The 21,566-nt window shown below is 71.3% G+C and carries 20 protein-coding genes; 7 read left to right on the top strand and 13 right to left on the bottom strand.

The annotated features are described in order from the left end of the window. Positions 1-402: 402 nt before the first annotated feature. Complete coding sequence (locus OXR63_RS04935) at positions 403-3,900, top strand: TM0106 family RecB-like putative nuclease (protein ID WP_267420482.1); 3,498 nt, start codon at positions 403-405, stop codon at positions 3,898-3,900. 418 nt (positions 3,901-4,318) lie between these two features. Here OXR63_RS04935 and OXR63_RS04930 read toward each other — a convergent pair whose 3' ends face one another. The 3 genes from OXR63_RS04930 to OXR63_RS04920 all read right to left on the bottom strand — a co-directional run bounded on the left by OXR63_RS04930 (position 4,319) and on the right by OXR63_RS04920 (position 6,582). Next, entirely contained in the window at positions 4,319-4,750 is a 432-nt protein-coding gene (locus OXR63_RS04930; RefSeq protein ID WP_267420480.1) for an SseB family protein, read from the bottom strand. A 133-nt stretch (positions 4,751-4,883) separates the two neighbouring features. Further along, positions 4,884-5,687, bottom strand: a complete 804-nt coding sequence (locus OXR63_RS04925) for an SDR family oxidoreductase (protein ID WP_267420478.1) — start codon at positions 5,685-5,687, stop codon at positions 4,884-4,886. 97 nt (positions 5,688-5,784) lie between these two features. Continuing rightward, a complete protein-coding gene (locus OXR63_RS04920) occupies positions 5,785-6,582 on the bottom strand; it encodes an HNH endonuclease family protein (protein ID WP_267420477.1) in 798 nt (265 codons plus the stop codon). Between the two features lie 83 nt (positions 6,583-6,665). On the opposite strand from OXR63_RS04920, the gene OXR63_RS04915 reads away from it, so the two are divergent. After that, entirely contained in the window at positions 6,666-7,445 is a 780-nt protein-coding gene (locus OXR63_RS04915) for an aldo/keto reductase (RefSeq protein ID WP_267420476.1), read from the top strand. A gap of 1 nt (position 7,446) precedes the next feature. Then, a complete protein-coding gene (locus OXR63_RS04910) occupies positions 7,447-7,998 on the top strand; it encodes a cysteine hydrolase family protein (RefSeq protein WP_267420475.1) in 552 nt (183 codons plus the stop codon). Here OXR63_RS04910 and OXR63_RS04905 read toward each other — a convergent pair. The 3 genes from OXR63_RS04905 to OXR63_RS04895 all read right to left on the bottom strand — a co-directional run bounded on the left by OXR63_RS04905 (position 7,987) and on the right by OXR63_RS04895 (position 12,085). Next, positions 7,987-8,421, bottom strand: coding sequence for a type II toxin-antitoxin system VapC family toxin (locus OXR63_RS04905; protein WP_267420474.1), 435 nt, complete (start codon positions 8,419-8,421; stop codon positions 7,987-7,989). The genes OXR63_RS04910 and OXR63_RS04905 overlap by 12 nt on opposite strands. Beyond that, a complete protein-coding gene (locus OXR63_RS04900) occupies positions 8,418-8,612 on the bottom strand; it encodes a hypothetical protein (RefSeq protein WP_267420472.1) in 195 nt (64 codons plus the stop codon). The genes OXR63_RS04905 and OXR63_RS04900 overlap by 4 nt, the downstream gene beginning before the upstream one ends. A gap of 65 nt (positions 8,613-8,677) precedes the next feature. After that, positions 8,678-12,085, bottom strand: a complete 3,408-nt coding sequence (locus OXR63_RS04895; protein ID WP_267420471.1) for a DEAD/DEAH box helicase — start codon at positions 12,083-12,085, stop codon at positions 8,678-8,680. 90 nt (positions 12,086-12,175) lie between these two features. Here OXR63_RS04895 and OXR63_RS04890 point away from each other — a divergent pair, with 90 nt between their 5' ends. After that, a complete protein-coding gene (locus OXR63_RS04890; RefSeq protein ID WP_267420470.1) occupies positions 12,176-12,616 on the top strand; it encodes a BLUF domain-containing protein in 441 nt (146 codons plus the stop codon). A gap of 54 nt (positions 12,617-12,670) precedes the next feature. Here the strand turns inward: OXR63_RS04890 and OXR63_RS04885 are convergent, their stop codons facing one another. Beyond that, positions 12,671-14,080 carry an amino acid permease gene (locus OXR63_RS04885; RefSeq protein ID WP_267420469.1) on the bottom strand — a complete coding sequence of 470 codons (1,410 nt, stop codon included), beginning with the start codon at positions 14,078-14,080 and terminating at the stop codon, positions 12,671-12,673. Positions 14,081-14,178: 98 nt separating this feature from the next. After that, positions 14,179-14,511 (bottom strand): hypothetical protein, encoded by a 333-nt coding sequence (locus tag OXR63_RS04880; RefSeq protein ID WP_267420468.1) that lies wholly within the window; start codon positions 14,509-14,511, stop codon positions 14,179-14,181. Positions 14,512-14,787: 276 nt separating this feature from the next. Here OXR63_RS04880 and OXR63_RS04875 point away from each other — a divergent pair, with 276 nt between their 5' ends. Continuing rightward, entirely contained in the window at positions 14,788-15,108 is a 321-nt protein-coding gene (locus OXR63_RS04875; protein ID WP_267420467.1) for a hypothetical protein, read from the top strand. Positions 15,109-15,231: 123 nt separating this feature from the next. After that, positions 15,232-15,669 carry a hypothetical protein gene (locus OXR63_RS04870; RefSeq protein WP_267420466.1) on the top strand — a complete coding sequence of 146 codons (438 nt, stop codon included), beginning with the start codon at positions 15,232-15,234 and terminating at the stop codon, positions 15,667-15,669. A gap of 21 nt (positions 15,670-15,690) precedes the next feature. On the opposite strand, the gene OXR63_RS04865 is transcribed toward OXR63_RS04870, so the two are convergent. Together OXR63_RS04865 and OXR63_RS04860 are read right to left on the bottom strand one after the other, a co-directional pair. Further along, positions 15,691-16,311 (bottom strand): hypothetical protein, encoded by a 621-nt coding sequence (locus OXR63_RS04865; protein WP_267420464.1) that lies wholly within the window; start codon positions 16,309-16,311, stop codon positions 15,691-15,693. Between the two features lie 115 nt (positions 16,312-16,426). After that, positions 16,427-17,875 carry an APC family permease gene (locus OXR63_RS04860; protein WP_267420462.1) on the bottom strand — a complete coding sequence of 483 codons (1,449 nt, stop codon included), beginning with the start codon at positions 17,873-17,875 and terminating at the stop codon, positions 16,427-16,429. Between the two features lie 124 nt (positions 17,876-17,999). Between OXR63_RS04860 and OXR63_RS04855 the strand changes: the two genes are divergently transcribed. Then, complete coding sequence (locus OXR63_RS04855; RefSeq protein ID WP_267420460.1) at positions 18,000-18,428, top strand: DUF6892 domain-containing protein; 429 nt, start codon at positions 18,000-18,002, stop codon at positions 18,426-18,428. Positions 18,429-18,905: 477 nt separating this feature from the next. Here OXR63_RS04855 and OXR63_RS04850 read toward each other — a convergent pair whose 3' ends face one another. From OXR63_RS04850 to OXR63_RS04840, 3 genes are read right to left on the bottom strand one after another with little or no spacing between them, the layout of a single operon-like run. Beyond that, a complete protein-coding gene (locus tag OXR63_RS04850; RefSeq protein WP_267420459.1) occupies positions 18,906-19,514 on the bottom strand; it encodes a uracil-DNA glycosylase in 609 nt (202 codons plus the stop codon). Then, positions 19,511-20,716 (bottom strand): glycosyltransferase, encoded by a 1,206-nt coding sequence (locus OXR63_RS04845; protein WP_267420458.1) that lies wholly within the window; start codon positions 20,714-20,716, stop codon positions 19,511-19,513. The genes OXR63_RS04850 and OXR63_RS04845 overlap by 4 nt, the downstream gene beginning before the upstream one ends. A 9-nt stretch (positions 20,717-20,725) precedes the next feature. Then, a complete protein-coding gene (locus OXR63_RS04840; RefSeq protein WP_267420457.1) occupies positions 20,726-21,562 on the bottom strand; it encodes a DUF429 domain-containing protein in 837 nt (278 codons plus the stop codon). Positions 21,563-21,566: the final 4 nt, after the last annotated feature.

The raw sequence follows: 21,566 nt of genomic DNA, 5'->3' as shown, positions 1-21,566 counted from the left end.
GTCGCCACCGTGACCTTCAAGTGGCCATCGAGGATCTGGAGTAACATGCGGGTAAATTTCACCCGGAGCGCCTAGGTCTAGTCCGACGAAGAGGCAGGAACCGCCTGGAGCTCTCGAGACTTGTGCGCGAAGAATGTCGGCAACGAGGTATTCTCCTCCGATCCCACGCTGCGCCTGGGACCAATCCTGCGGGGTGCCGAAAGCGCGGTGGCCGGAATCGATCTCAACTTGGAGCTCGCTGATGCTACTGCCTTTCGGTAGTTGTTGATAGACGGGGAGGATGTCGTAACGATCGCACTGTCCGTCCGATGGTTCTCTCGGAGCTGAGGGACGCTAGCACTTCAACCTGCTTGTCGGCGCGCGCCCGTAATGTGAGAGCGCAACAGAGAGGGGCTGACCGCCATGCAGATCACCACCGAGGGCCGGCCGCTCCTCAGCCCGAGCGACCTCACCACGTGGACGACCTGCGAGTGGGCGTTCCTCCGCCGCCTCGACGCCAAGCTCGGGCGCGCCGAACCCCTGCCGGACGAGCACGACGACATGCTCGACCGCACGGCGAAGCTCGGTGACCAGCACGAGTTCGACTACCTGCAGATCCTGAAGCAGACCCACGACGTCGTCGAGTTCGACCGCCCGGCACCGCCGCAGTACGCCGAAGCAGCGGAAGCCGCACGGAATGCCATGCACGACGGCGCCGACGTCCTCTTCCAACCGACCTTCCACGCACCCCCGACCGAACGCACCGCCGGGTTCATCGGCTTCGCCGACTTCATCATCCGCAACGCTGCGGGGGAGTACGAGGTCTACGACACCAAGCTCGCCCGCCACGCCAAGATCAGCGCACTCCTGCAGCTCGCCGCCTACGCCGAGCAGATGCAGGCGCACGGCATCCCGACGGGGCAGCAGGTCCACCTGGTCCTCGGCGACCGCACGACGACCACGCACGACCTGGCCGACATCGCGCCGGTGTACCGCACGCAGCGCGCCGAACTCCAGCGCGTGATCGACGAACGACTCGGCACCGACGAAGCACTGCAGTGGGGCGACCCGAGGTACAGCAGCTGCGGCCGCTGCGGAGCGTGCCAACAGCAGGTCGCGCAGCACCGCGACCTGGTCCTCGTCGCCGGCATGCGCCTCGACCAGCGGACCAAGCTGATCCGGCAGGGGGTGCGGACGATCGACGACCTGGCGGTCCGCACCGCCCCGGTGCCCGGCATGTCGAGCACGACGCGAGATCGCCTGGTCCGTCAGGCGAGCCTCCAGATCGAGACGGAACGAACCGAGACGGAACGACGCGCCACGGAAGACGGAACACAAGCGGGCACGAGAAAGCCGGCCTTCGAAATCCTCGACCCGACCGCCCTCGACGCCATCCCGGCACCGGACGCCGGCGACGTCTTCTTCGACTTCGAGGGCGACCCGCTGCACACCGAGGACGGCGTCCACTGGGGCCTCGACTACCTCTTCGGCCTGGTCGACGACCGCGCGGAGTTCACGGCGTTCTGGGCGCACACCATCCGCGACGAACGCCAGGCGCTCGTGGACTTCCTCGCGTACGTGCAGCAGCGCCGCGAGCAGCACCCCGGGATGCACGTCTACCACTACGCCTCGTACGAGCGGACGCACCTGCTCTCACTCGCCGCCCGGCACGGTGTGGGCGAGGAAGCGGTGGACGACCTCCTCCGCGCGGGGGTCCTCGTCGACCTGTACCCGATCGTCCGCAAGGCCCTGGTCGTCGGCAGCCGCAGCTACTCGATCAAGAAGCTCGAGTCGCTCTACATGGGCGACGACCTGCGCGAGAGCGACGTCACGAACGCGGCGGACAGCATCACCGCCTACGTCGATGCGATCGGGGAGCTCCGCACCGGCGACAGGGTCGCGGGGCAGCGGATGCTCGACCAGGTCGCGGACTACAACGCCTACGACTGCCGCTCGACGCTCCGCCTGCGCGACTGGCTGCTGTCGCTGAAGCCGGCCACGACGGACGCACCGCTCGAACTCGACCTGCCGCCGGTGCCCGTCGAGCGCGAGCCGAACCCCGTGTACGTGGCCCTGAGCGAGCACCTCGAGCACGTGGACGCGCTCGACCGCACCCCCGACGAGACCGCTCTGGCACTCGCCGCAGCCGCGATCGACTACCACCGTCGCGAGGCCAAGACCTTCTGGCAGGACCACTTCGACCGCCTCCGCAACCCGGTCGACGAGTGGGCCGACACCCGCGACGTCCTGGTCGTCGAGCGCGCGTCCGTCGAGCGCGACTGGGCCACGATGCCGCGCGCCCGGTCGCAGTCACGAGAACTCCGGTTGTCGGGGACGCACGCGCCCGGCAGTCGGCTCCGGCCGGGAGGCTCGCCCCACCTCGTCTACGACACCCCGACTCCGCCATCGGTCGGCTCGCCCGGTCCGGGGTCGAAGGGCGCGTCGGACCGAGCGGTGATCCTCGACGTGCGGGACGACGGCGAGCACACCGAGGTCCTGCTGCTCGAGCGGCTGCCGGTCGGCGGCGAGCCCCACCACGAGTACCCGGTCGCCCTCGCGCCGTCGGCCCCGCCGCGCGCGAAACCCCAGCCCGAGGCCATCGCGGAGTGGGGTGCGCTCGTGCTCGACGCGCTCCCGGAGATGCTGCCGGACCCGGCCCTCGACCTCCTGCGTCGGGTTCCGCCGCGGGGAGCGTTGGCTCCCGTGGCCGGCGACGACACCGTCGGTGCGGTCGTCAGCACCCTGCTCGGGCTCGACCACTCGTACCTGGCGATCCAGGGGCCTCCCGGCACCGGCAAGACGTACGTCGGGTCGAACGTCGTCGCGCGGCTCGTCCGCGAGCACGGCTGGCGCGTCGGGGTCGTCGGGCAGTCCCACGCGACGAGCGAGAACTTCCTCGACGCCGTCATCGCCGCGGGGGTCGCTCCCGAGCGGGTCGTGAAGGTGCCGAAGGCCGGGGCGTCCGAGGACGAGCTCGACGCAGCGCGGTGGACCCCGGTGAAGAACAACGCCGCGGTGGCTGCGTTCCTGTCGTCGTGCGAGGAATCGGGCACCGGGGGAGTCGTCGGCGGCACAGCGTGGACGTTCGCGAACGAGACGACCATCGCGCGGCGTTCCCTCGACCTGCTCGTGGTCGACGAGGCCGGGCAGTTCTCCCTGGCGCCGACGATCGCGTCCTCGATCGCAGCGACCCGCCTGCTGCTGCTCGGGGACCCGCAGCAGTTGCCGCAGGTGTCGCAGGGGTCCCACCCCGAGCCGGTCGACCAGTCGGCGCTCGGGTGGCTGGCGGACGGCGAGCAGGTGTTGCCGCCTGAGTTCGGGTACTTCCTCGCGCGGACCCGGCGGATGGAGCCGGCGCTGACCTCGGCGGTGTCGGGACTGTCCTACGACGGCCAGCTGACGTCGATGGTGACGGGGCGGCACCTGGAGGGCATCGAGGCCGGCGTGCACCCGGAGCCCGTCGTGCACGCGGGCAACACCACGTCCTCGCTCGAGGAAGCCGAGCGGGTCCTCGCTCTCGTGCAGGACGTCGTCGGGCGCACCTGGACCGACGGCGACACCGTGCGGACACTGACGGACGAGGACGTCATCGTCGTCGCGCCCTACAACGCGCAGGGAGCGGTCATCCGGCAGGAGCTCGACCGTGCCGGGCTCCGAGGGACCCAGGTCGGGACGGTCGACATGTTCCAGGGCCGCGAGGCCGTCGTGTCGATCATCTCGCTCGCGGCCTCGTCCGCGGCAGACATCCCCCGTGGACTCGATTTCCTCCTGATGCCGAACCGCTTGAACGTGGCGCTGTCACGGGCGAAGTGGGCGGCGTACGTCGTGTACTCACCCGCACTGACGACGGCCCTGCCGCCCTCGATCCCGGGCCTGTCCCTGCTCTCCCGCTTCATCGAGCTCGTCGAACCGCGGGCCTGACGCGCGTCAGTCGGCGTAGGCCGATTCCTGAGCACGGTCGCCGAGGAGCGTGGACCTGGCACGTCGATGCCGTCGTCCTGAACGACACCCTGCGACACGTCCAGCGCTTCGAGCGACTGGAACGGGACATCGCCGAAGCCGGTCGACGACGCTGGTTCTTCCGGCACGTGGTGGCCCTCGCGATGCTCGTGGTACCCGCCGGCGGACTGCTCGGGTACTGGCGGGCGGTGGCGATCAGCGCCTGAAGGACCGAGTTCCCAACGACTCGTGACGAATCCGGTTCGGGAACGTCGAGATTCGCGGACCGGATCCGTCAACACCGAAAACGAAATCGGTCGTACCGCCTGCCGATGGAACCCACGCGCCCCCCCAGCTCAGGGAGCGACCCAGCGCCGAGCGGCGCGGGAGCCGCCCGCCCTCAGTGCTCGTCGGGGTCGAGGGGGACGCCGCCGCGCATGCCCTCCCGCAGCCCGGCGACGACGTCGGCCTGCAGGAAGTTCGCCGCCTGCGCGCTGGTCGGGTCGACGACGATGCCGAAGCCCTCGGGGAGCGCGGTGACGAGTTCGGCCATCGGCATGGCGCGGGCCTCGGTGTCCGGGAGGCTCGTGGTCAGCTCCGCAGGATCGGTGAAGACCGGCACGAACTCGCGGTCCCGGATCATGACGTGGGCGACGCTGCCGTCCTCGGGCTCGCCGCTCGTCCCGGCGGCCTTCCACGGCACCCAGGCGGCGCTGCCGAGGAAGCCCTCGACTGATTCGCCCATCCGTCGGCGCAGCGCACCGGCAGCGTCGGGCTCCGCCTGCTCGGCTCCCCGGCCGAAGCCGGAACCGGTCGATCCGTTCGTGCTCATGGCGTTCTCCTCCATCGACGTGTGACTCGTCGCGTGACCACCCATGCTCCCATGGCGCGATGCGGTGGTGGAGGTGAGCCGAGCCTCCCGGCCGGTCCCGAGTACCCGGCTCGGTGACCAGGCCGGACCAGCGTCAGTACTTGGCGGACTGTCCGCCGTCGATCGGGACGACCGCGGCGTTGACGTAGGAGGCGTCGTCCGAGAGCAGGAACGCGACGACCGCGGCGATCTCGGGAGCCTCGCCGTAGCGCTTCGTGGGGTTGACCTGGATGAACTCCTCGGCGGCCTTCCGCGGGTTCTCCGGGTCGAGCTGCTTCATCGAGTTCTCGACCATCGGCGTCCAGATGGCACCGGGGGCGATGGCGTTGATCGAGATGCCGTACTGGCCGTACTCGACCGCGGAGTTGCGGGTCAGGCCGACGACGCCGTGCTTGGCGGCCGCGTAGCCGGACTGGTTGCCGACGCCGCGGATGCCGCCGACGCTCGCGGTGTTCACGACCTTGCCGGAGCCCTGCTCGCGCATCACGGCGAGGACCTTCTCGAGGCCGAGGAACACCCCGCGCAGGTTGATCGAGACGACCCTGTCGAACTCGGCGGCGGTGAAGGACTCGGTGGGGTTCTGCTTGCCCTCGATGCCGGCGTTGTTGAAGAAGCCGTCGATGCGGCCGAAGCGTTCGACGGTGGCGGCGACGTAGGCGTCGACCTGGGCCTCGTCGGAGACGTCGGCGACGGTGGTGAGGACCTGGGTGTCGGGAGCGACCTCGTGCACGGCGGCGACGGAGGCTGCGAGTCCCTGCTCGGAGACGTCGACGAGGGCGAGCGAGGCGCCCTCGGTGGCCAGCCGCACGGCGGTGGCACGGCCGAGGCCGGAACCGCCGCCGGTGATGAGGACGACGCGGTCGGTGAAGCGGGTGGTGCCGGTTGTGCGCACGGTCATGGGGGGCCTCCTGAGGTCTTCGACGGTGAAGGTCGGTGCGTTCGCATCAGCCGTCAACCAGGCTACACCTGTCGTTTAACTCGCCCGGTCGGCCCGTTCAGCAGCGGGCGAGGACCCGTTCGATGGCGTCGCGCTCGGCGGGCACGACCCAGAGCCGGTACGTCGTCTTGACCGCGACCTGGTGCTCGACGTACGTACAGCGGAAGGCCGTGTCCGCGGGGAGCCAGGTGGCCGCGTCCCCGGACCGCTTCTGCGCGTTCGAGTGCTGGTCGACCGCGAAGAGGTTCTCCGGGTCGTTCGCCAGCGCCTGGCGTTCGTCCTGGCTGAGCTGCTGCCCGCCGGTACGCCAGACGTTCTCGAGCGCGACGACGTGGTCGATCTGCACCGCGGTGGACGTCGTGTTCCCGCGCACGAAGTCGATCGTCGCGCCGGTGTACGGCGAGACGAGCTCGCCGGAGAGCACGCGGCAGGGACCACTGCGGACGACGTCGGTCAGGTCGCGCGCGAGGACGTCGTCGCGGGTGTCGCAGCCGTTGCGGTCGACGTCGAGCCAGGGGGAGCCGAAGTCCCCGGTGCGGTCGTAACCGGTCGCCGGTGCGGGGCCCTTCACCGGGAGCGCGGCGAGCAGGTCGCGAGCGTGGGCCGCGGCCGCAGCCTGCGGGGCTGTGGGCGCTGTGGGCGCTGTGGCCGTGGGGGCCGCGGCATCGGGTGCCGTCGGTGCGGCGCTCGCGGTGATCACGGGGCTGGCGGCTGTCGGACTGGAGGCTCGGCTCGGCCCCGGCGCAGACGGCCCGGACGTCAGGGCGGCGTACCCGGCGACGACGATCGCGAGGAGGACGAGCACGGAGGTGATCCCCGTGCGGAGGCGGACGGGACGGCGTCGGCGAGAGGGCATTGCTGGTGAGACTCCTGGTGGTGCTCGGCGGTTCCTGACGATCCTGGCGGACGCCCCCGACATCGCCGCGTAGACACGAGGACATGACCGACTACGCAGAACCGTCCGTGCCGGTGACCGGTGGAGCGATGCCGCTCCTCGGCTTCGGCACCTGGCAGATCGACGACTCCGACGCGCCCGCCGCCGTGAGCTCCGCCCTCGAGGCCGGGTACCGCCACATCGACACCGCCACCGGGTACGGCAACCAGCGCGGCGTGGGGAAGGCCATCGCCGACTCCGGGCTCGCCCGCGAGGACGTCTTCGTCACGACGAAGCTCCCGCCGGACAACGCCGACCGGGTCCGCCAGACCATCGAGGAGAGCCTCGACCAGCTCGGGCTCGACCACCTCGACCTGTGGTTGGTGCACTGGCCGCCGAACGGTGAGGCGCGACCCGACGTCTGGCAGCAGCTCGTGCAGGCGCAGCAGGACGGCCTGACGAAGGCCATCGGCGTCAGCAACTACTCCCTCGCGCAGATCGACGAGCTCATCGAGGCCACCGGGGTCACGCCGGCCGTGAACCAGATCAAGTGGAGCCCCGTCGAGTTCGACGCTGCCGTCGCGGACGGACTGCGCGAGCGCGGTGTCGTGCTCGAGGGCTACAGCCCCTTCAAGGCGAGCAACCTCGAGGACCCGACACTCGTGTCGATCGCCGAGGCACACGACGCCGACGCCGCCCAGGTCATCGTCGCGTGGCACGTCGCCCACGAGTTCGTCGTGATCCCGAAGTCGTCGAACCCGGAGCGCATCCGCTCGAACGCCGCCGGTGCCACGATCAGCCTGTCCGACGACGAGGTCCGCCAGATCGACGCGCTCGGCCACTGACATGGCTGGCACTGCCCTCCTGGTGATGGACTACCAGAACAGCATCGTCGACCGTCTCGGCAGCGAGGAGTCCCTCGCTGCCGCGACGGCCGCGGTGTCGGCCGCGCGCGAGCGACGGATCCCGGTGGTGTTCGTCCGGGTGGCGTTCCGCCGAGGCGCTCCCGAGGTCGCCGCGTCCAACCGGATGTTCGGCGGCATGCGTGCGCGCATGGGCTCGCAGGCACCCGGCGCCACGGACGTCCACGCTGCGTTCGGCGTGGGCGACGACGACATCGTCGTGACGAAGCTCCGTGTGAGTGCCTTCGCCGGGTCCGACCTGGAGGTGCTGCTCCGTGGGCTCGAGGTGCGCGACCTCGTGCTCGCCGGCATCGCCACGAGCGGGGTCGTCCTGTCGACGCTGCGGCAGGCGGCGGACCTCGACTTCGGGTTGACGGTGCTGGCGGACGCCTGCGCGGACGGCGACCCCGAGGTGCACCGGGTGCTGCTGGAGAAGGTGTTCCCGCGGCAGGCCGACGTCGTCACGACCGCGGAGTGGACTACCTCACTCGGCTGAGCACCACGGTGCTGCCCAGTCCGCCATCGAGTCGGGCGCATCGGTGATCACGGGAAACCCCACCGCCCTGGCCACGTTGGCGAGACGCTTGTCGAACGTCACGAGGGCCTCGCTCGTGGTGATCGCCATTTGGAGGATCACGGCGTCGGCAGACTTCAGGTTGTGCTCGGCCGCGAGGTCAGCGATGCCGAGTGCGTCGTCTTCCTCGACAGGGACGACGAACACTGCGATCGACCGCAGGTACTCCTGGCAGACGGTCACCCAGTCGTCCTTCGTCGGTCGCACGAGGACTTCGGCGAGCGTGACCGCACTCGTGAGGAACTCGTCCCACTCATGGTGATCGATCACATCGACGGCACGGAGGTGGCTGACGTCCGCTTCGTTGCACCTCGCGATCAGCACGTTCGCGTCGAGGGTGATCACAGCCTGCCCGCGCGGAGGTCCTCGAGGTAGTTCGGCGGGTAGTACATGCCGGCGGTGATCCCGGACAGTGGGACCTCGGCGCCGTTCGGCAGACGGAGGACGGAGGACATCCCCCTCCCTGAGCGCACGACACGGGCGCGGTCGGGGGCATCGAGAGGAGCAGCGGTCGGCGGTGCATCGAGAAGGAGCATGCGCCGACGCTAGGACGCCTCCGCCCGCCGCCGCCAACTCTCCGGATGTTGCATCTCGCCGCTGATCAGTCGAACAGGGAACGCACGTCCTCGGCGGTCAGGTCGTCCGCGAACAGGGCGTCATCGTCGATCATCGTCGCGAACAGCTTGGCCTTGCGGGCCGCGAGCGCCAGGACCTTCTCCTCGATGGTGTCCTCCGCGATCAGGCGGTTGACGTTGACGGAGCGGGTCTGCCCGATGCGGTGGGTCCGGTCGACGGCCTGCGACTCGGCCGCCGGGTTCCACCACGGGTCGAGCACGAACACGGTGTCGGCCTCGGTCAGGGTGAGCCCGAACCCGCCGGCCTTGAGCGAGATGAGGAACGCCGGCGCGGTGCCGGTGCGGAAGCGGTCGATGACCTTCGTGCGCTGCCGTGTCGACCCGTCGAGGTAGTCGTACCCGATGCCGCGCGCGTCGAGGGCCGCCGCGACGAGGCGCAGGAACGACGTGAACTGACTGAACACGAGCGCACGACGCCCCTCGGCCGCGAGCTGTTCGAGCTCGTCGAGCAGCAGGTCGAGCTTGGCGGAGGGGATCGAGGTGTCGCCGTCCGCGACGAGCGCGGGGGAGAGCGCGAGCATCCGCAGCAGCGTCAGGGACCGGAACACGATCATCCGGTTGCGGTCGAGGTCGTCGATGAGGTCGAGCACCTTGAGGCGCTCCCGGTTGAGCGTGCGCTCGTACACCTCACGGTGCGCGGGGTCGAGCGTCACCCGCACGACCTGTTCCTGCTTCGGTGGCAGGTCGGACGCCACGCTCTCCTTCGTCCGGCGCAGCATGAGCGGCCGGATCCGGCGACGGAGTCGTGCGGTGAGCTCGGACCGGGCGTCGCCACGGAGGTCGGGCGACGCGAGCGGCTTCACGTAGTCGTCGCCGAACCGCGTCCACGACGACAGCAGCCCGGGCGCGACGATGGAGAACAGCGCCCAGAGGTCCGTCAGCCCGTTCTCGAGCGGTGTCCCGGTGATCGCGATCTTCACGGGGGCCTGGAGCTCCGCGGCCACCCGGTGCGTCTGCGACTGCGGGTTCTTCACGAACTGGGCCTCGTCCAGGAGCAGCGCCGACCAGCGCTGCTCCGTGTAGGCAGCGGCGTCGAGCCGGAGCAGCGCGTACGAGGTCACGACGACGTCGGCGTCCGCGGCGGCACGGGCGACGAGCGACGGGTGCTTCAGCGAGGTCGTCTCGATCGTCGCGACCCGGAGCGACGGGACGAACCGGGCGGCCTCGAGCGCCCAGTTGCCCACGACGGAGGTCGGTGCGACGACGAGGAAGGGCGGGCCGTCCGGGTGCGAGGCCCGTCGGTCGGCGATCATCGCGAGCGCCTGCAGCGTCTTGCCGAGCCCCATGTCGTCGGCGAGCACCCCGCCGACCCCGTGCGCCACCAGGAACGACAGCCACGCGTACCCGGACCGCTGGTACGGCCGCAGGTCCGCGTGCACGGTCGACGGCACCGCGAGGTCGGCCTCGGGGGATGCGTCGAGCAACCGCGAGGCGATGTCCTGCCAGCGGGCGTCGTGGTCGGTCTCGTCCGCGAGCTGGTCGAACTCGGACCACAGCCCGGCCTGCAGCGGCGTGACCGTCATCGTCTGCGACGGCTCCCACTCGTCCTGCTCGCGGGCTTCCTCGATGAGCTCCTTGAGCCGGTCGAACGCGGGGTCGGCGAGCGACAGGTACGAGTTGTCGATGAGCTTCATCCGCCGGTCCCGCTTGGCGAGCGCCCGGAGCAGCGGCGTGAAGGGGATCTGCTTGCCGTTGACGCTGACGAAGATCCCGAGGTCGAACCAGTCGTGCTTGTCGGACGGCATCGTCGTGACGCGGATGTGCGGCCGTCCGGTCAGGCGTTCGTAGTCGAGCCGCTCGCCCTGCACCACGACGCGGATGCCGTGGTCGGCCAGGGCCGGCAGCAGCTCGGTCGCGAAGACTGCGACGTCGGCGCCCTCGACGGTGCCGTCCTGGAACCAGTCGAGCCCGCCGCCGGGTCCGGCAGGAGCGTGGTCGGCTCCGACACCGACGGGAGGCTCGCCCCGCCCCGCGTCGTCGGCCGCCGGTCCCGCCGTGGCCGGCACCGCGGCATCCGCGTCCACGTCCGAAGCGTCGGCGTCGGTCGGCGCGGTGTCGTCCGCAGCGAGCACCGTCCGGAGGTCGGGCAGCGGGCCGTGCATCGACACCGGGTCCTTGCGCCCGTCGACGTGCCAGCGCCACTGCAGGTGCGCGACGTCGTCGGTCCGCGGCGCCCGGGCCGGTTCGAACGTCACCGTGAGGACGAGCTCGGGCGGCGTCCGCTCCGGCAGCTCGATCGAGCCGTCAGAGCTCACGAGCCCGAGCGCCCCGCGGAGCCGCGGGGACCAGTCGGCCAGGAACTCGTCGACCTCGTCCGTGGGGACGGTGATGCGGGAGCCCTCGACGAGCATGCGGCGCTGGTCGTCGGGCACGGGGTCGGGCGTCGGTGCGAGGTCGACGTGGAACTCGGGTGACTCGCGGAACACGTACACGCCGTGGTCCCCGATGAGCCGCGCGGCACCGTCGGCTGCGGGTCGGCCGTCGAGCACGGCGCTCGTGCCGATGACGAGCCCGGCGTCGGACCGCGCGACGTCGAGCAGCACCCGGGCGTCGGCGCCGAGGGCCACTCCGCCCTCGCGCTTCCCGGTGACGAACGCGACCCCGAGGCCGGGGGCCTGGCGCAGCAGCGGCCAGAGCAGCGGGCTCTGGAAGTCGTCCAGGTGGATCCAGTCGCTCTCCCCGGGCAGCCCCGCGAGCTGGCCGGCACGGTGGAGCGCGGCGAACTGCAGGAACCAGCCGTGCTGCTCGGGGGAGAGCCCGAGCCGGTTCATCGAGTAGGGGAGCGTGCCCCAGGTGAGCTGCCCCCGCACCCAGTTGCCCGCGCCGCTCCGCGTGACGGGCCGGACGCCGAGCCGGACGGAGCGCGACGGTGCCGCGAGGGCCCGTCCAGTGGCTCGGGCCCGCGCGGCCATGCGCGCCGGCACGGCGTCGCGGAGCTCGAACTGCAGACCGAGCGGGGTCGTGGTGGCGGTGGTGACCGGCTCGTCGGCGTCACCGGCGAGGCGGGCGACCTCGTGCCTCCAGTCCGTGGTGGACGCGACCGGGGCTTCGGACCGGGGGCCGGCGTGGGCGGCGACCGCTCGGGCGTTGATGGTGAGGAGCGCGGCGGCGACGTGCTTGCACTCGCCGCCGATCCGGCACGTGCAGCGGGACCGGACGGGGCGGACGAACTCGCCGCGCGCGACCGTGGTGTCGACGTGGACGTCGTAGGGGACGTCAGCGGAACCGGCGACCGTGGCGGTGATCGAGCCGTCCTCGTGAGCCGTGGCGTCCTCGACGAGTCCGCGGCGGACGATGTCCCGCGCGCGGCCGAACGTCTGGGGCCCGACGAAGCGGATGACGTCGACGGCGTCGATCATCGGGGCAGCTGGCACACGCCCATCGTGCCACGCACCCCGGACAGGGGCTGTCGTGGCAGGGACAGACGAGGCAGGCTCAGGGGAGGTCCGTCAGGGAGGAGCACCATGCTGCAGTCACTGGTCTACATGAGCTCGGCCGTCGAGCAGTTCGACGACGACGAACTCGAGGAGGTGCTCGCGTACTCACGCGAGCGGAACACCGTCGACGGGCTGTCCGGCATGCTCGTGCACCGGGCCGGCCGCTTCATGCAGCTGCTCGAGGGGCCCTACGACGCCGTGATGGCGACGTACTCGCGCATCCTCGCGGACCAGCGCCACGGTGACGTCTCGCTGCTGGTCGAGGAGTCCATCCACACCCGGCGCTTCCCGGAGTGGTCCATGGCCTACGACCGCTCCGAGGAGAACGGCACCCCGGACGGTTTCAGCGGCTTCCTGGCGCAGGGCGACCAGAGCGCCGACCACAGCCGGCCCCGCGAGCTGCTGCGCTGGTTCCGCAACCACCCGCTCGCCGACCCGACGGCTGCCGAGGGCAAGCACCGGCGCTGACCGGCGCGGAGCGTCTGGCCTCCTCGGTCAGCGTGCTGTGCCCCCGGGGCGGCCTCAGGCCTTGTCGGCCAGCTTGCTGTGCTTCCGCGAGTAGCCGAAGTACACACCGAGCCCGATCGCGAACCACACCGCGAAGCGCACCCACGTCTCCCACTGCAGGAACGTGACGAGCCACAGCGACGCGATCACGCCGATGACCGGCACGATCGGCATCAGCGGGAGCTTGAACTGCCGCGGCAGGTCCGGCTGGGTGTAGCGGAGCACGACGACGGCGGTGCAGACGACGACGAAGGCCAGCAGGATGCCGATGTTCGTCAGCTTCGCGACCACGCCGATCGGCAGGACCCCGGCCAGGACCGCTGCCGCGATGCCGAGGATCCACGTGACCCGGGTCGGCACGTGCCGCTTGGGGTCTGTCTTCGCGAACCACGCCGGCATCAGGCCGTCGCGGCTCATCGAGAACCAGACCCGCGAGGCGCCGAGCATGAACGTCACGAGCACGGTGACGATGCCGACGATGGCCCCGATCGCGATGACGTTCGCCACGCCACCGAGCCCGACCGACGCGAACGCCGACGAGAACCCCGACGCCGGGTCGATCTCCGTGTACTTCTGCATGCCGGTCAGCACGATCGTGGCGAGGACGTAGAGCACCATCGAGATGCCGAGGGACAGGAGGATCGCCTTCGGCATGTGCTTCCGGGCGTCGACGGACTCCTCGGCGGCGGTGGACATGGCGTCGTAGCCGAACACGGCGAAGAAGACCGTCGCGGCGCCGGTCATCACGCCGCCGAAGCCGAACGGGAAGTACGGGTCGTAGTTGGCGCTGTCGATGTGGAACACCCCGAGCACGACGATGAGGACGACCAGGGCGACCTTGATGCCGACGGCGACGAACTCGAACCGCGCGGCACTGCGGATGCCCCGGGTGAGCACGAACGCGGTCAGCAGGCAGAGCAGGATCGCGAAGACGTCGACCACGTGCCCGTCGCCGGTCCCGGGTGCGCCGAGCATCCACGCGGGCAGGTCGACGCCGAACTGGCCGACCAGGAACCCGACGTAGCCGGAGATGCCGATCGCGACCACCGCCACGATCGCCGTGTACTCGAGCAGCAGGTCCCAGCCGATGAACCACCCGACGATCTCGCCGAGCACCGCGTAGCCGTACGTGTAGGCGCTGCCGGCCTTCGGGATCATCCCGGCGAACTCCGCGTACGACAGCGCGGCCGCGGCACTGGCCACCCCGGCGACGAGGAACGAGATGAGCACGGCCGGGCCCGCGACGCCGTGGGCGACCGTGCCGGCGAGCGTGAAGATGCCGGCGCCGATGATCCCACCGATGCCGATCGCGGTGAGCTGCCACAGCCCGAGGTGCCGCTGCAGGCCGCCCTCGCCCCCGGTGTCGTCGTCGATCTCCTCGATCGGCTTGCGACGGAACAGGGTGGGGCGCGGCGTCGTTGTCACCCGGCCAGGATGCACCTCGGACGAGGTTCGTGCTCGGTCGTGCTCGTCTTCGGTGTGTTCGCGGTCACGGGCTCAGTCCTGTGCACAGTCCTGCGCGCTCAGTGCGTCGCGTACGGGGACCAGAAGGGCCGCGGCAGCGCCCCGCCGGAGACCATCTCGAGCACCTGGTAGAGCAGCATCGCGAGCCCCACGCCGGCGACGACGACGGCGACCCACGACCAGGCCCGCGGCGCGCGCCGACGACCGGAGATGCTGATCGCCCGCCACGCGCTGGCCAGGGCGGTGAGGCCGAACACGGCACCGAGGACGCAGTGCCGGACGATCGACTCGGCGGGCACCAGACACCCGAGGACGAGCGCGATCACCGCGAGGACGACGGCGGCGAACGCCGGGGCTGCGGGGGGTTCGTGGTCTCGGGTCCGAGCGGCCATGCCCCGACCATACCGACACGGCCAGCTGTCCGGGAGACGCCGGTCCAGGGGGCACTCGCTGACCGGCGGTGGCCCCGGCGGGCATGCTGGGGCCATGCGTTCGTCCGTCCGTGCCCTGCCGCTCCGCGAGGTGCGGCACCAGCGCCGTTCCGGCCTGCAGCGGCCGTCCGGCGGGGTCCGCTGATGCCGACGCGGCTGTCCGCTCCGGACGCGGCTGCGTCCACCGCCGGACGGGAGGCTCGTCAGCCCCTGGTCGGCGGGCGTCGCGTCGCGGACATGGTCGCCACCATCGCCGTGCTCACGATCGCGACGGCGGCTGGGTTGGGGGTCGCGTGGGGGATCGTGTTCCTCTCGCTCGGCTTCCACTCGTGTTCGGCTCCGGGGAACCGGTGTGACGAGACGCTCGGCGGGGTCGTCGTGTACGCCGGGCCGGTGGTCGTCGCGCTCATCGTGGCGTTGGCCGTCGTGGTGAGCGTCATGCGCCTGGTGCGGCGTCGTGTGGCGTGGCCCGTCGCGGTGACCGGGCTCGTGGCCGTCGTGGCGGTGTTCTTCGCGGCGCTGCTGCTCGTCGACAGTGCGGTGACGCTGGGGATCTAGGGCGCGGCCGCTTGCCGGCTGGGCTCTTCGGCGGTTCGTCCACAGGCGCGGCCGTGCGGTCGGTTGTCCACAGTTCTCGTGGTCGGCCTGCTCCGGGGGGCTGCCGTCCGCGAGCGTGGAGGCATGCCAGACACCGACGTGCTCGACCGACTCGAGCGAACCGCAGTCCGTACCGACGACGACGTGGTGGACCTCGTCGTCGCACTCCTCGAACGCCCCGTCCGCCGACAGTGCTGGGTGCTGTTCCTCGGCGCCGACGCCGTGCCCATCCGCCTCGTGATCCCGATCGCCGACCTGCCCTGGCAGCCTGACGAGCACGTCGAGGACTTCGGCGCCCTGGTGGCCGACCTCGTCGAGCAGGTCGATGCGAAAGAGGTCGTGCTCGCGTGGGAACGCCCGACCACCACGGAGCTGTCCCCGGTCGACTGGGAATGGGTCGACGCCATGGTGTGCGTCTTCTCCGAGCACCGCGTCCGGCTGCGCGGGCAGGTCGTGGTGCACGACGGCGGTGCGTCGATGGTCGAGCTCGACGACGACGAGGTGACCGGGGCCGCGGCGTGAGGCCAGCCGGGTCCGTCCGGGTCAGCCCTGCGGGGCGGTGTCCGGCACGGTCTCGCCGGTCAGCCCCTCGACGATCGCCTTCGCCGCCGGCCAGGACCGCGCGTAGTGGTCGGGGTCGGCGTTGACCTGCACGGCGTGGGCCATCTGCGTCGGCGTCATCGTCTTCCACCCGGGGACCTTGACGAGCTTCGCGTAGAACATCGACGCAGCGGTGTACGGGTCCATCCGGTCCGCGTACGTGCCCCACGCGCCGTTGTCCCGCTGCTGGAACAGTCCGCGGCTGTCCGGCCCGACCGTGTCCCCGTGGTCGAGGTTCTGCAGCCCGGACTCACCGATCGCCGTCATCACGCCCACCGCCTGGGTGTGCGGCCCGATGCCGAGCGCCCGTGCCGCCTGGATCACCGACGCGGCGTTCACGAGACGGTCCTGGCAGTACCCGGCGACGGGGCCGGCGGGGACGACGATCCCGCCGACGGTCCTCGACGCGACCGCCGGACACGTCACGGCCCGTGGCGTGGCCACCGAGCTGCCGTTGCCCGAGAGCGAGTTGACCGCGATCACGACCAGCACGACGACACCGATGCCGACGGCGACGATCCCCGCGCCGAACACCGATGCCAGGGTGATGCCGACACGGCGCATGCTCGGGTCCTTCCGTCCGGGTGCCAGGACGAGGGTACGAGGGCGGCCTGGGAACGGCCGCCCTCGACATGCCCCGGTCCGGGGGTCATCCGGGCGCTCTGCGTGTGTCCAGCGGTCAGTCGCGGTGGCCGTCCTGGTGGACCACCTTCGTCGGCTCCGTGACCACGCCCGTCGGCGGCTTGCCGGCCTGCTTCCGACCGTGGGTGAACCACGTCACGGCCCACAGCAGGATGCCGAGCCCCAGCAGTCCGCCGGCGATCTGGTACTGCTCGATGTCACGTCCGGACGAGAACGGCAGCACGAGCCACAGGCAGGTGACGATGCCGATCACCGGGATGACGACGCCGGCCCTGAAGTGGCGGTGGTCGACCTTGTCCCGGCGCAGCACCAGGACCGAGAGGTTGACGACGGCGAACACCGACAGCAGCAGCAGCGACGTGGTGCCGCCGAGCACGACCACGATCGGGGAGTCCGGGCTGAGGGACACCCACCCGATCAGCGCCAGGGAGATCAGCGTCGTGAAGACGATCGCGGTGGACGGCGTGCGACGGGTCGGGGACACCTTCGCGAGGAACCCGGGCAGGACGCCCTGCTTGCTCATCCCGTACAGCAGTCGCGACGCCATCATCATGTTGATCAGGGCGGTGTTGGCGACCGCGAACATCGAGATGAACGGCAGCAGGTTGCCGATCGGGAAGTCCGGCGCGGCGGTCTGCACGACGGTGACCAGCGGCGTCTCGTTGCCGGCGAGCTCACCGATGGGCACGACGGCGACCGCGCAGATGGACACGAGCACGTAGATCACGGCGGTGATGCCGAGGCCGGTCAGCATCACCTTCGGGAAGATGCGCGAGGGGTCCTTGGTCTCCTCGGCCATGTTCACCGAGTCCTCGAAGCCGACCATCGCGAAGAACGCCAACGACGTCGCGGTGGAGATCGAGAGCAGCAGGCTCTTGTCCTCGGGCGTCTCGAACATCACCACGCGGGAGAAGTCCGCGTTGCCGCCCGCGATCGCCCAGAACCCGATGAGGATGACCATCACGAGCCCGCTCAGCTCGACGAGGGTCAGCACCACGTTCGTCTTGACGCTCTCGCTCACCCCGCGGAAGTTGACGAGCATGACCGCGAGCATGAAGCCCATCGCGATGAGCATCACGACCGTGTTCGGCAGCTCCAGGCCGAAGCCGACGCCGAGGTTCGCGGCGAACGCCCGGGACGCCGTCGATGCCGAGGTGATCCCCGAGCACATCACGATGAAGGTGACGATGAACGTGACGAAGTGCACGCCGAACGCCTTGTGCACGTAGAGCGCGGCGCCGGCTGTCTGCGGGTACTTCGTCACGAGCTCCAGGTAGGAGAACGCGGTGAGCAGGGCGACGGAGAAGGCGATGAGGAAGGGGAGCCACGCTGCTCCACCCACCTCCGCGGCGACCTGACCGGTGAGGGCGTAGACGCCCGTGCCGAGGATGTCCCCGATGATGAACAGCAGCAGGAGCTTGGGGCCGATGACCCGTCGGAGCGCTGGCTGCTCCGTGGACGGGCGTTCGGTGTTCGTGGTGGCCATGCACACACTGTTCCCGACGATCGCTTCCCTGTCGAGTCTCACAGGGTTCTGGCCCGCGATTGCAACACCGCCGTGTCCTGCCCGAAACCGGACGACGTGCCGACAGCCCGCTACGATCCGCTGCATGGACGACGAGTCGAACACCACCGAGGAACCCGTCGAGTTCGCGGACTTCAACGCCAAGCTGCTCGTGCTCGACGTGCTCTGCTACGACCTCGGCGTGCTGGAGCCCTACGACGCCGACACCGCTGACGAGACCGACGAGGACCTGGACGTCGAAGGCCAGGACGACCGCGCCCGCGAGTACTACGACGACCTCGACCTGCTGCCGTCCCACCTCGCGCTGGTCACGGAGCTCACGGTCGACTCCGCGCTCGAGGTCCTGCAGGACGTGCACCCCGGGTGGGAGGGCACCGACGACCGCTTCGACCCGCAGAACTGGGACGACCTGATCGACCTCCCCGCACTCCGCACCGTGTACGCCGCGACCCGCCTGCCGGCACACGTGGCCGACGCCCTCGCCGCGAAGGACATCGAGGTCCGCTCCGCCTGACCCGGCGCCCGCACCCGGGCTCGCTGCGCCCACACTCCCGCCCGCGCGACACACCCCCGTCTGCGCGAGACACCCCCGTCTGGATGACTCTCGGGCGCGAGACACCCCTGTCTGCTTGAGACGCCTCCTCGCCGTCGAGACGCCGCCGGGAACTGCGGCGTCTCGGACTCAGGAGGGCGTCTCAGCAAGACACCGGCGTCTCGACGAGCTTCACGCGTGAGACGCCGGCGTTCGGCAGGAGACCGAGACGCCGGTGTCTCGCCGAGGCCTGCGTGCGAGACACCCCTGTCTGCGTGAGACGCCTCCTCGCTACCGAGACGCCGCCGAAATCTGCGGCGTCTCGGCGTCAGGAGGGCGTCTCAGCGAGACACCGGCGTCTGGACGACCCCGACGCGCGAGACACCGGCGTCTCGATGAAGCCCGTCGTGCGCGACGCGAGACACCCCTGTCTCGGCGGCAGCGCGAACGCGAACGCGCCTACGCCCGCGACAGCGCCAGCACCTGCTCCGTGAACTGCCGCGCCCCGCCCTGCGCCGGGTGCCGGACGGCTACGGCCTCGATGCCCGCGGACGCGAGCGCCCCCTGCGCCTTGCGCCCCACGGCGACCACGCGCCGGACCCCGAGCGCAGCGATGAGCGCGAGCGCGACGGGCGCTCCGGCGCGGACCTCGGCGGGCCGCGGCGTGCGGTTCGTCAGTCGGTCCCCGGGGACGAACGGGTGGTGCGGGAAGATCGCCCACGCCACGGGGAGCGGCCCCTGCCACTCGGCGAGTGCCGCGTGCACGACGCGGGACGACGCCTCCCACGGGGCGGTCGGCGCCGGCGGCACGAGGTACTGCGGCCCGAGCTCCCGCATGCTCGTGAACGGCACGCCCGTGTTCGTCATGCCGCGCCAGCCCGGTGCCTCCGCGACGAGCAGCGTGTCGGCACCGGGGCCGACGGCGTCGAGGTACCGCGACAGGTTCTCCCGACGGAGCAGCCCGTCCGCAGTGTCCACGGAGTACAGCGCTTCCGCGTCGGAGGCGACCGGCACCGCGTCGAGCGCGTCCCAGAACCCGCCGAGCCCGCCCGACCCGAGCCCGCTCACTCCGAACGCCCGAGCACCCGCCGGTACACCTGCTCGAGCCCGGCGGCGGACCGCTCCCAGCTGAGCCGTTCAGCGTGCTCACGGCCCGCTGCCGACAGCCCGCGGGCGTACTCCGGCTCGGTCAGGATGCGCTCGATCTCGGCGGCCCAGACGCTCGGGTCACGGGACTCGAGCACGACGCCGGTCTCCCCGTCGAGGACGGCTTCGCGGAGCCCACCGGCAGCGGCGGCGACGACGGGCACCCCGGACGCGGAGCCCTCGAGCGCGACGAGTCCGTACGTCTCCGAGTGCGACGGCACCAGCACGGCCGAGGCTCCGCGGAACACCAGGGCGAGGTCGGCACGCGACTGCGGCCCGATGAACGTGACCCGGTCGGCGATGCCGTGCGCGGCGGCGAGTTCCTGCAGTTCGGCCATGTGGTCGCCGGCCTCGCTCGAGGAGTCGCCCGCGATGACCAGGGTGGGCCGGGCCTCCTCGGAGATGCCGGCGATCGCCTCGATCGCCAGGTCGAGCCCCTTGAGCGGCTGGACGCGTGCGGCGGCGACGACGTAGGGAGCCGCAGGGCGGCGCGCACCGACGGCGGCGGGACGGAAGACGGACCCGTCGACCCCCGGCGGCACGATCCACACACGAGACGAGCGCCCGCCGAGCCGGGAGCGGACGGTGTGCGCCTCGGCCTCACTGACGACGACGACGGCGTCGGAGTCGCGCGCGAGCATCGCCTCGCCGGTCATCCGCCCGGCGGACTCGGCGCGCTCGCCCTCGGACAGCGGGGTGGTGGAGTCGGCGGCGATGGAGTGGAACGACTGCACGTGTGGGATGTGCCGCTCGCGGGCGACGGGCAGAGCGGCGACGCCGGAGAACCAGTGGTGCGAGTGCAGGACGTCGAACGGCCCGAGCGCGGCGAGCTCGTGGCGGAACGGCTCGATGAAGGCGTCGTGTTCGCCCTTCGGCACGGGCTCCGCTGGCCCAGCCGAGAGGAAGCGCAGGCACACGCCGGGCACGAGCGACACGGAGTCGGGCTGCGTCGGCGACGAGCGCCGGGTGATGATCTCGACGTGGTGCCCGCGGTCCGCGAGTGCCTCGGCCTGGTGGCGGACCACGACGTTCATCCCGCCGACCTCGCCGGAGCCCGGCTCGTCGCCGGGGGAGGTGTGCAGCGAGACCAGCCCGATGCGCAGGGGTTCGGTGGTGGCGCTCACCGGTCAAGACTAGCCGCGGGGCCGCCGCTGCGACGCGCGTGCCGGCGTCACGATCGTCGGCATCCGGCCCGCCTCGTCCACCGGGTCGGACGGGAGGCTCGGATCACCTCCCAGCACCTGCACTCGCTCGTCGCCGTGCCGCTCCCAGAACGCGGCGGTCCAGGCACACAGGACGCCGTCCAGCAGGTCCTCCCGGTGCTTGTGCGTCGGACCGTGGACCCCGGAGGTCTCGGCGAGCCCGGCGGTCAGGGGGTGCGAGTCGAGGTGCAGGGGCGGGTCGAGCGGTGTCTCGCGGAGGCGTCGCACGAGCTCGTCGAACGCGACGGCGCGGCGGGCCCTGGCGGTGGGTGCCGGCAACGCGGTGTCGAGCCGCTTGTAGCGCGGGCGTTCGTCGTCGTAGCCGAGCTCCTCGACGCCGACCAGGGTCGTGTACGGGTAGCACTCGAAGACCGCGGGCCCCGTGCGCTCCCGCATCCCGGTCGTGTCCGAGGCGTAGGTCACCCCGAGCGCGGTGAGCCGATCGAGCAGCTGCGCGCCGGCGCTCGCCGCCGAGGCCAGGTTCGTCGGGTTCGCCGCGACCTTCCACCGGCCGTAGCGCTGCCCGACCTGCCGCTCGGCCTCGCGGATCCCCGTGGGGTTGGTCACGACGAGCGACGCATCGACGGCGACCAGCGTGCGGGGGCCGAGGTGTGACGCGACCCAGGCGGTCACCTCGTCCACGCCGCGGGCCCACCCGGCGTCGAGGACCCGGCCCGCGTCGTCGAGCGCGGCCAGCCCGGTCTCGTTCGGGCGACGCGTCGGCGTCCCGAGCCCCCAGGCCAGGTCGACCCCGATGTACGCGCTCACCCGC

Source organism: Curtobacterium sp. GC_Cur_3, from assembly GCF_026544205.1.
In the GTDB taxonomy this organism is placed as follows: domain Bacteria; phylum Actinomycetota; class Actinomycetes; order Actinomycetales; family Microbacteriaceae; genus Curtobacterium.
This window is presented reverse-complemented; position numbering and strand designations above follow the sequence as displayed.